10 protein-coding genes, 1 pseudogene and 1 CRISPR repeat array are annotated in these 8,027 nt (G+C 40.6%); of the genes and pseudogenes, 6 read left to right on the top strand and 5 right to left on the bottom strand.

Going from position 1 to position 8,027, the window contains the following annotated elements; all coding sequences use genetic code 11:
- Positions 1 to 121 precede the first annotated feature (121 nt).
- A complete protein-coding gene (locus ACUVXA_RS12875; protein ID WP_445871676.1) occupies positions 122 to 517 on the top strand; it encodes a type II toxin-antitoxin system VapC family toxin in 396 nt (131 codons plus the stop codon).
- Between the two features lie 310 nt (positions 518 to 827).
- Positions 828 to 1,166: direct repeats of the CRISPR family, unit length 37 nt; unit sequence CTTTCAATCCTCGTTACTGAGGAACTGCTTTTGCAAT.
- A gap of 124 nt (positions 1,167 to 1,290) precedes the next feature.
- Here the strand turns inward: ACUVXA_RS12875 and ACUVXA_RS12870 are convergent.
- Positions 1,291 to 2,715: an ATP-binding protein gene (locus tag ACUVXA_RS12870; protein WP_445871675.1), complete on the bottom strand. Its 1,425-nt coding sequence runs from the start codon at positions 2,713 to 2,715 to the stop codon at positions 1,291 to 1,293.
- A 337-nt stretch (positions 2,716 to 3,052) separates the two neighbouring features.
- Here ACUVXA_RS12870 and ACUVXA_RS12865 point away from each other — a divergent pair, with 337 nt between their 5' ends.
- Complete coding sequence (locus tag ACUVXA_RS12865) at positions 3,053 to 3,652, top strand: plasmid pRiA4b ORF-3 family protein (protein ID WP_445871674.1); 600 nt, start codon at positions 3,053 to 3,055, stop codon at positions 3,650 to 3,652.
- Here the strand turns inward: ACUVXA_RS12865 and ACUVXA_RS12860 are convergent.
- Positions 3,638 to 3,853 carry a hypothetical protein gene (locus ACUVXA_RS12860; protein ID WP_445871673.1) on the bottom strand — a complete coding sequence of 72 codons (216 nt, stop codon included), beginning with the start codon at positions 3,851 to 3,853 and terminating at the stop codon, positions 3,638 to 3,640. The genes ACUVXA_RS12865 and ACUVXA_RS12860 overlap by 15 nt on opposite strands.
- Positions 3,854 to 4,023: 170 nt before the next feature.
- On the opposite strand from ACUVXA_RS12860, the gene ACUVXA_RS12855 reads away from it, so the two are divergent.
- From ACUVXA_RS12855 to ACUVXA_RS12840, 4 genes are all read left to right on the top strand, one after another.
- Positions 4,024 to 4,266, top strand: a complete 243-nt coding sequence (locus ACUVXA_RS12855; protein ID WP_445871672.1) for a DUF433 domain-containing protein — start codon at positions 4,024 to 4,026, stop codon at positions 4,264 to 4,266.
- Complete coding sequence (locus tag ACUVXA_RS12850) at positions 4,227 to 4,637, top strand: DUF5615 family PIN-like protein (protein WP_445871671.1); 411 nt, start codon at positions 4,227 to 4,229, stop codon at positions 4,635 to 4,637. Before ACUVXA_RS12855 ends, ACUVXA_RS12850 begins: the two co-directional genes overlap by 40 nt.
- A gap of 603 nt (positions 4,638 to 5,240) precedes the next feature.
- The gene (locus tag ACUVXA_RS12845; RefSeq protein WP_445871670.1) at positions 5,241 to 5,513 is read left to right on the top strand and encodes a hypothetical protein; all 273 of its coding nucleotides are present in this window, start codon (positions 5,241 to 5,243) and stop codon (positions 5,511 to 5,513) included.
- Positions 5,514 to 5,517: 4 nt separating this feature from the next.
- Positions 5,518 to 5,997: a hypothetical protein gene (locus tag ACUVXA_RS12840; RefSeq protein ID WP_445871669.1), complete on the top strand. Its 480-nt coding sequence runs from the start codon at positions 5,518 to 5,520 to the stop codon at positions 5,995 to 5,997.
- A 633-nt stretch (positions 5,998 to 6,630) separates the two neighbouring features.
- Here ACUVXA_RS12840 and ACUVXA_RS12835 read toward each other — a convergent pair.
- From ACUVXA_RS12835 to ACUVXA_RS12825, 3 genes and pseudogenes are all read right to left on the bottom strand, one after another.
- Positions 6,631 to 7,068 (bottom strand): hypothetical protein, encoded by a 438-nt coding sequence (locus tag ACUVXA_RS12835; protein ID WP_445871668.1) that lies wholly within the window; start codon positions 7,066 to 7,068, stop codon positions 6,631 to 6,633.
- Between the two features lie 534 nt (positions 7,069 to 7,602).
- Positions 7,603 to 7,701: pseudogene (locus ACUVXA_RS12830) on the bottom strand (SEC-C metal-binding domain-containing protein); the annotation flags it as partial.
- Between the two features lie 12 nt (positions 7,702 to 7,713).
- Positions 7,714 to 7,959, bottom strand: a complete 246-nt coding sequence (locus tag ACUVXA_RS12825) for a hypothetical protein (protein ID WP_445871667.1) — start codon at positions 7,957 to 7,959, stop codon at positions 7,714 to 7,716.
- Between the last annotated feature and the right edge of the window lie 68 nt (positions 7,960 to 8,027).

Genomic DNA, 8,027 nt, shown 5'->3' with positions numbered 1-8,027 from the left:
AAGTCCAAGAATGGTATTATTTATCATTAAATCTTTCTACTGTTGTGAACCCTCAGAAAGAACCTCAAGCTAAAAAATTCAGAAAAAGAAGAAACACTCTAGCACAATGGAGGGTACCCCCTTGAAGATTGTCGTTGAAACTGATGCTCTAATTAATTTAGAGAAAATTGGCAAACTCGAAAAGTTTGTTGAAGTCTACGATGCGTGCATAACCGCAATAACCGAGTACGAGTACATCAGAGGAGAAATCAGGGCAGGGGTAAACCCAGAAGAGTCTAAAAAAACTGTTGAGGACGCATTTGAAGTTTTACCCCTAAACAACGAAAGTATAAGCACGGCAAGCAAAATCTGGGCTGAGCTAAGCAGCAGAGGAGAACCATTAGAAGAAAGAGACCTACTAACCGGAGCCATCTGCATCTCAGAAACTACACCACTCTGGACACTGAACAAAAAACATTTCAAAAGACTTGAAGAGTTCGGCCTCAAACTCTTAGACGCCGATATCGAAAATCTATAACCTCCCAGCAAACAACTACCATGATACTCGATTTTTTGTTTTGCGTGATTATTTGTGGAATGCAAAAAGTTCCTCATGCAACCTGTTTTTAAAATACACTGTTTCCGTTTAGCTAGATTGTTTTTCGTTCCAGTTTCAGACACCCTACAAAAAATGATACCCTCCAATCGAATGTAACGCAAAAACACAAAAACCACCAGCCCCTTTACGCCCTTTTTAAGTAAAAAATCCGGGAAACAAGTTTCATTTACTGAGGAACTGCTTTTACAAGAATAAGTATCACATCCGACCAAGCGGTAAGGTACTTGGTCTTTCAATCCTCGTTACTGAGGAACTGCTTTTGCAATTCCACCTCGGGGCGGGGGAACACGAAAAAGGAGGTAAACTTTCAATCCTCGTTACTGAGGAACTGCTTTTGCAATAATGCAATGGGAATGAGAATAAGGAGTGATGCACATGAAACTTTCAATCCTCGTTACTGAGGAACTGCTTTTGCAATTTTTTTAGTCATTCTTGAAGGAATATGTTTTGGCATAGTCTTTCAATCCTCGTTACTGAGGAACTGCTTTTGCAATATAGAACTTTATATGTGAGGGAAGCTAGTGATTTCTACTTTCAATCCTCGTTTCTGAGGAACTCTTTTTTCAAGTTTAACATTTGTTTTTTTTTGCTTTCAATCCTCGTTGTTAAGGAATTTTCTTTACAGGAGTTATTTTTTTGTTCCCGTATACGGGAAGTATATGTTTTTAGTTTTTAGTTTCTGTTTTGGCGGCTTATTTGTTTGTTGTGGGGTTCAGGTTTTGTTTGTTAGTTTTTGTTGCTGTGGGTTTTAGGATGTTGTTGAGGGTTTTTAGGTCTATTATTTTTCTGTGTTTTTCTGGTTTGATTGGTGTTGTTTCATCTGTTATTTCTTTGGCTACTAGGAGGTAATGGTTTTCTGGTGATGCTAGTCCGGTTTTGGCGGCTTTTTCCTCAACTTCTTTGAGTATTTTTTCGGCTTCGTTGTGCTTGATTCTGCTCCACTTTGTCTCTATGAATGTCGTTGATTTTCCCGGTTCTCTGATTATGGTGTCTATTTCGGTGTCTTTGTGCCACCATTTGCCTATTTGAACTGGTTTGGTTTCGATTAGTCCGTGCTGGTGCAGGAGTGGGGCTATTTCAGCTATTACGTCTTCGAAGACTCGTGAGAGGTAGATGTTGAAGGTTTCGAGTATGTGGTTGAGGGATTCTTCCACGTAACCGGTTTCCAGTAGTGTTCTTAGTTTGTAGGGGTAGGTGAACCAGAAGCGGAAGTAGTTGTCTTTGAACTGGAGCTTAACGGGCTTCCTGTAGCCCAGAGGTCTCACCCGCGTTAGTATTTCCAATTCTTCGAGGAGGTCTATGTACTTGACTATGCTTCGGGGGTCTACTTGGGCTACTGATGCCGCTTCGCTCTGTGAGGTTTTTCCCTCCGCTATGGAGGATAGTATGCTGAAGTATGTTCGGGGCTCCCTCACTTCTTGTCTTAGGATGTTTTGGGCTTCGTCGTAGAGGTAGTTTTCTGGAGTCACAATATTTCTCAGGTTTTCCTTGAAGCTCTTGGCGCCGCTTAGCTTTTCTAGGTAGGCGGGTGTTCCGCCAATGACGGCGTAGGTGTTTAGTAGGTCTTCTATGCTGTAGTTTGGGAAGAAGCCTTTTATCTGGGGGAAGCTGAGGGGCTTAAGTTTTAGGGTGGCGGTTCTTCTGCCGAAGAGGGGGCTTCTGTAGCCTAGGAGCTTCTCCTCGAAGAAGGACACTGCTGAGCCGCAGAGGATAAGTATAAGGTTTCTTTGGGAGAGTTCGGAGTCTATGAGTCTCTGTAGGCGGGATGGGAAGCTGGCGTCCACCTCAACCACGTACTGGAACTCGTCGACGACGATCAGAATCTTCTCACTGGTAGCATTTGTGACGCTCTCGGTTACCTCTATTATGTCGCCTGAAAATGGCAGGCCGAGGGAGCGTTTGGTGCTATCCGAGAACTCTTTGCAGAGAGCTTCATAGGGAGCCTGAGCGGCGACGTAGTAAACACCAGTTTTTTCCTTAGCGAACTCAGTGAGCAGTCGGGTTTTACCGACTCTCCTACGCCCAAAGACGAAAACAAGAGAGAACGCAGGTTTGCTCCATAAACTCTCAAGTTGCTGTAACTCTGCCTCCCTATCCACGAATATATTTCGTCTCAAAAGGTGACACCTCAAAATACGCTAAAATATGGAAGACAAATCAAAATAAACGTTTCGCTCGCTTGATGGTGGAGACTGTCAGGGCTTCCTTTGCAAGATTGAATAAAAAAATAAATGAATTAGAGGTTAAGAAAACTTTCAATCCTCGTTACTGAGGAACTGCTTTTGCAAATCGGTAAAGGACTTGAACAAAAAGTACTGGGCTGCTTTTTTATTCGCAAACCGTTAGAAGAAACATGTCTTCCATCCTAAAAATATATAAATTGCGAATGTAAATTTGTAGTAAAGTAATACATATTACTTCTTGTTAATCATAAGCGGCAGAAGGAGGGATGTTGTGAAAAAGAAATTTGAGAAAGTGTACCAGTTTAAAATTACTCTGAGGGATACCAAGCCGCCGATTTGGCGACGGATACAGGTTCCGGAAATCTACACGTTTTGGGACTTGCATGTCGCCATTCAGAACGCCATGGGCTGGTTTGACTGTCATCTTCACCTGTTTAAAATAGTTGACCCCAAAACGGGGGTGAATGTAGAGATTGGGATTCCAAGCGATTTACCTGGGGACAGGGAAACTCTTCCGGGATGGAAGCAGAGAATAGCAGATTATTTCTCTGATGAAAACAGGGTGGCGTATTACACATATGATTTTGGTGACAACTGGGAGCACATAGTGAAACTGGAAAAGATTCTTCCCGCGGACGAGGTCACCGGTTACCCGATATGCATTGCTGGAAAGCGGGCGTGTCCACCCGAGGACTGTGGAGGTGTCTGGGGGTATGAAGAGCTATTAGAAATTATCGAAAATCCCAATCATGAAGAGTACGAAGAAACATTGGAGTGGCTTGGCGGAGGATTCGACCCAGAACACTTTGACCGGGAAAAAGTCATATTTAGTGATCCAGACGAGCGCAGAAAATACTTATTCGGTAGATGACATGGGGAGATTCTGAATTACTCGAGCTTTCGTTGGCGTTTGGTGTTGCGGTTTTGTTTTGGAATATTCTATTTTTTGTGTGGATCCCATTCCGCTGGTTCTTTTGGCTCCAGTGTTGGCAGTAGCGGTGTACCTTGTGAGAACATTTACCCGGGACGCGTATCCTTCGGTGCTGTTCAGGAGATATTTTAAGGTTCCCACGAATCCTGCAAGCTTAACCTGTTTTCCAACCTATCTAGTGAGTTTGGAGGAGGTACTTGCGTATGTAAACATACTGTTCTATCCAGTCAGGCAGTTTCTGGGCGTGTAAGCAAAGGAGAAGGTTTAATAGATTAGTTTCTGATAAAAACATGGTGTTTGAGGCGGTTGTAATGTTCGAAGACGAGGATGTAAAATTCGACAGGATTACCATAGATCCAAATGTGATGGGGGGGCAGCCCTGTATTAGAGGACTTAGGATACCATTAGCTCTTATTATTCGTTTGGTTGCCAGTGGGAAAACTTTTAAAGAAATAGTTGAAGACTACCCCGAACTCGACGAAGAAGACGTAAAGCAGGCTTTGGAATACGCCGCTTGGGTCACTACAGAGAAGGTAATCCCGGTGAAGACATGAAGTTTCTTGTTGATGTGTCCATTTCTCCCAAAACTGTTGAATTCTTGAAGAAAAATGGCTACGAGGCAGTGAGGATAAGCGAACTGGGAATGGCAAAATCTAAGGACGAAGAAATATTCGATTACGCTATTGAAAAAGATATGATTCTAATCACCACAGACCTAGACTTCGGGGACATATTAGCCTACACGAAATCCAAAAACCCCTCAACTATAATACTTCGCCTGAAAAACCCCTCTTCCGAGTTCGTCAATCAAATGCTGCTATTAACGCTACCAAAAATAATGGAACCACTGAAAAAAGGAGCAATTATTGTAATCGAAGACAGGAGAATAAGAATAAGGGAGCTCCCTATAATTGGCAGAAAATAAGAATCCAAATTCTAAAAACTCATTTTACTATTGCTAAGAGAAAAATAGTTTTCGCTGATCCATAGACCACTATTTTTGGTCGCCTTCTTTAATTTTTTATTTTTTCATTTATTTTTTTGATTTTTTTCTTTTGCGTTTTTTCTGCGTGTGTGATTAGTGGAGCTGTTAATTCTTAGACTGTTCTGTGAAAAAATATTGTATAATTAATCGTTACATAGTTTTGTAGTGATGAGGATGGATAAGTACTCAACTATATCGGTTCCAACCGAAATCAAAAAAATTCTGGAGAAACTGCGTGAAAAATATCTAAAAGCTCTAATGGCGGAAAGTAGTCATGAATCCTCTTAAGGGAATGTATCTGCCGTCAGAGAGTGGGTGTGAGCTGAGAAGGGAGAGCTGGAAGACCGCTTAGAACACATAAGAGAGGGTGTGAGAGGTTTGGACCAGTTGCTCCTAGAAAAAGATGCGTGTAGCGTGGTTAACGATTTTATGCTTCTTAACGCAGGGTGAGGACTTATGACTCATATTGGAGGACTTTTTTGATCGTGAAAAATAGTAAACATTATATACTTAGTATACCATGTTGTCTGTTGGTGTTTTGGAGTGTATACCACAATAAAAATTCGAAAAGAGACTGCACGTAGGTTAGCCAAACTCGTTGGTAAACTAACTAGTGAGCGAGAAAGAAAAATTTCGTATGACGAGTTGATTAACTATCTGATCGATATTGCAGCTGAGGGGGAAGTTTCACCTAGGAAAAAGCAAAGGGAATTAAGTTATGCTACTAGAAAGCTACTGGAAATGATGGAATATCCAGTTACGGGGGCGGGGCCTGAGGATTTCAGAGAATATGATTACAGTGATGTTGAAGGGTAGAGATATGAATGTGATGATAGACACAGAAGTTTGGAGTTTCTCGCTAAAGGCTCCAATGAAAGAAAAATTTGATTCCGAGGAAAAATATAAAAAAGCTCTTGAAGCCCATGCGAAGGCAGCGACCACCATAAAGAATACCTTACTCAATGATACAGTTTATATGTCCTTGCATCAGATTTCAGAGTTATACCACGTGTTATCTTTTAGAGGGGTAAGGTTATCTTCGCAGGCTGTTAGAAACTATGTACAGAATATAATGGATTCTGAGGAAATAGTTAAGGTTGAAGTAACAAAGAAGGATTTGATAGAGGCTATGCAGCTTAGCGCACAGAGTGGAATTCACATATGGGATTTTCTATGCTTTGTTCCAGTGAAAAAGTACATCGATGTTGTGCACACCGCTGACGAACACTTTAAACATGATGTGTTTAAAAAATTTAACATAAAGGTAATTAATCCTCTCGACTTTTGGACACAACTATAGACGATTCTTCGCAATGCCTATAATAGACCTTAGGCGTAATTAATACTTCCGGATTTTTTTTCCGTTTTCAAGCGTCTTTTATCACAGTTTTTGCATTTTTCGGTAGGATTTCTGAAGGATTTTAAACTTTTTCGCACCATTTCTGAATAAAAAATAATTACGCCTAAGGTCTAATGAAAAACTAAAATACTTAACCAGAGAAGTAGAGTTTTCATCATAAAGTCGAAAAATAAAAGAAGGGAGGAAGGGGGACACAATTTGTTTAGGTTGCCTACTGTAAGTGAGGTGGTTTTGTAGCCTTTACACGCATTTTATGCTTGGAAATGGGATTTTTCTATGTCTAATTGCCTATTTGAGTATTAGCTGAAATAGTTTCTATGTATGCAATCTGCCTACATATGGTGAGTAATGTCTAGATAATTGTGCGAAAGGAGTGGCAGAGGTTTTGGATGCTGATAGTGTGAATCTTGGATTGGGTCTCTTTTTGGACGCGGGGGGGAAAGCTCTAATGTTGAGGTTTAAGGTTTAACCATTTTGGTTGATTGTCAAGTTTTAATCTTTAATTTTTGAGTCAGCAATAAGTTTCACTGAAAGTCTCTTGATTATCAGAGGGGGGTCAAGTAACTATCAGCTTTATCCGACCTCTGTCGTCCAGTTAATGGTTTTTCTAAGCACGTCTAGGCGTACCTTTTCTCGTACTAGCTCACTTATCTTCTTCCTCAGCTCTCTGGGAGACAGCTGGGGACGACTTTCACCACTAGATCTGTAAAACTCTAGTGAGCGTAGCTGTTTTATCTCGCTAATGATGTCGGTGATGAGTAGATTGGTTTCCATTAGGCTGCTTATCTCGGGATGATTGGGGATTTTTGTGGAGAGGTTGTACTTCATAAGTTTGATTTTTAAATTCCGAAGCTCTTTCCTCTTTTGGTTGATGTGCTCCGTTATGTCTTTGAAGCGTACCTCGGAGGGGTTCTCCTTTGATTCTATGAACTCTACGCTTCTGAGTTCTTCAAGGCTCTCAATCTCTCTAATGAGTCTGGCTCTTTCTTCCAGTAACTCACCTAACTTCATAACATATTCCTCACCCTAAAAATTGCGAAATCCTATCTTAAATTTGAAAAAGTTAATGTTTTAGATAGAAAATTATATAAATAACCATAAACCTTACATTTTTACTCCAAAAAAAGCAAAACCTCTCATTTAACAACTATAAACGACGCGTCAGCTTGTAACGTAAATGTTTTTTTCAAAGCTCCTCTTCCCTTTCTTGAGACATTTTTCCATTTTTGGTAGCAATACTGTTTAAATTATGAGGTAGATCTAGAACTCTCAAGGTTAACGTTACAAGCTGGCGTCTACCCGTCAATGAATCAAAAAGTCTGCAAAATCAATTCTGAAGCTTTTTTCTCGGGTTTCCCTTAAACCATATGAAAAGGGCAGTTTTTGTTTTAATTTGTTTGGCTGCTTTGATATCTTCTAATCCATCTTAGAGGTTATGACTCGGTGCAAGTAGGATTCTCTAAGCTTCACCCTGTCGAAGAATTTCGTCGTTTGACAGGTTTATTTCTGGTTCCGATTCTGGACTGTTTTCCAATTTTTCAAAAGTTACATATTATGGTGAAGTGTTTTGCCTTTTTGGTTTTTCCAGTATTTCATGCAGCAGCGTTTGAATTTTTTCCCTGAACCGCAGATGCAGGGTTCGTTTACCCCCGATTTTTATTTTTCATAGTTTACTTTGTAATAATGGATGAGGTTTTCGTGGTGGAAGTGGCTCCAGAGGTCTTTCCTCTCCTCAAATACTTCTGGACCACGATTGTAGAACTCTTCTAAATCTCTTAGGAATCGCTCCCTAGATTTCTCTTTGTCACGCTCTAAGAAGGGTTCGGGTTCAATTTTTTCTTCCACAATGGAGGCGACTACTTTCTGGTAGAGTTCCTTATGTTGGAGGGAAGCCATGTCCATTGCGGTGACTTGTAGAAGGGTTTACAACAGTAGGAAGATTTAATACTAAATAATACCATATATGGCTA

This window comes from Candidatus Jordarchaeum sp. (assembly GCF_052745115.1).
This window is presented reverse-complemented; position numbering and strand designations above follow the sequence as displayed.

What these genes read in the sequence shown, in the direction of transcription:
- ACUVXA_RS12855 (WP_445871672.1), top strand. Translation starts at nt 4,024, where the DNA reads ATGTTCGAAGACGAGGATGTAAAATTCGACAGGATTACCATAGATCCA.
- ACUVXA_RS12840 (WP_445871669.1), top strand. Translation starts at nt 5,518, where the DNA reads ATGAATGTGATGATAGACACAGAAGTTTGGAGTTTCTCGCTAAAGGCT.
- ACUVXA_RS12835 (WP_445871668.1), bottom strand. Translation starts at nt 7,068, where the DNA reads ATGAAGTTAGGTGAGTTACTGGAAGAAAGAGCCAGACTCATTAGAGAG.
- ACUVXA_RS12825 (WP_445871667.1), bottom strand. Translation starts at nt 7,959, where the DNA reads ATGGACATGGCTTCCCTCCAACATAAGGAACTCTACCAGAAAGTAGTC.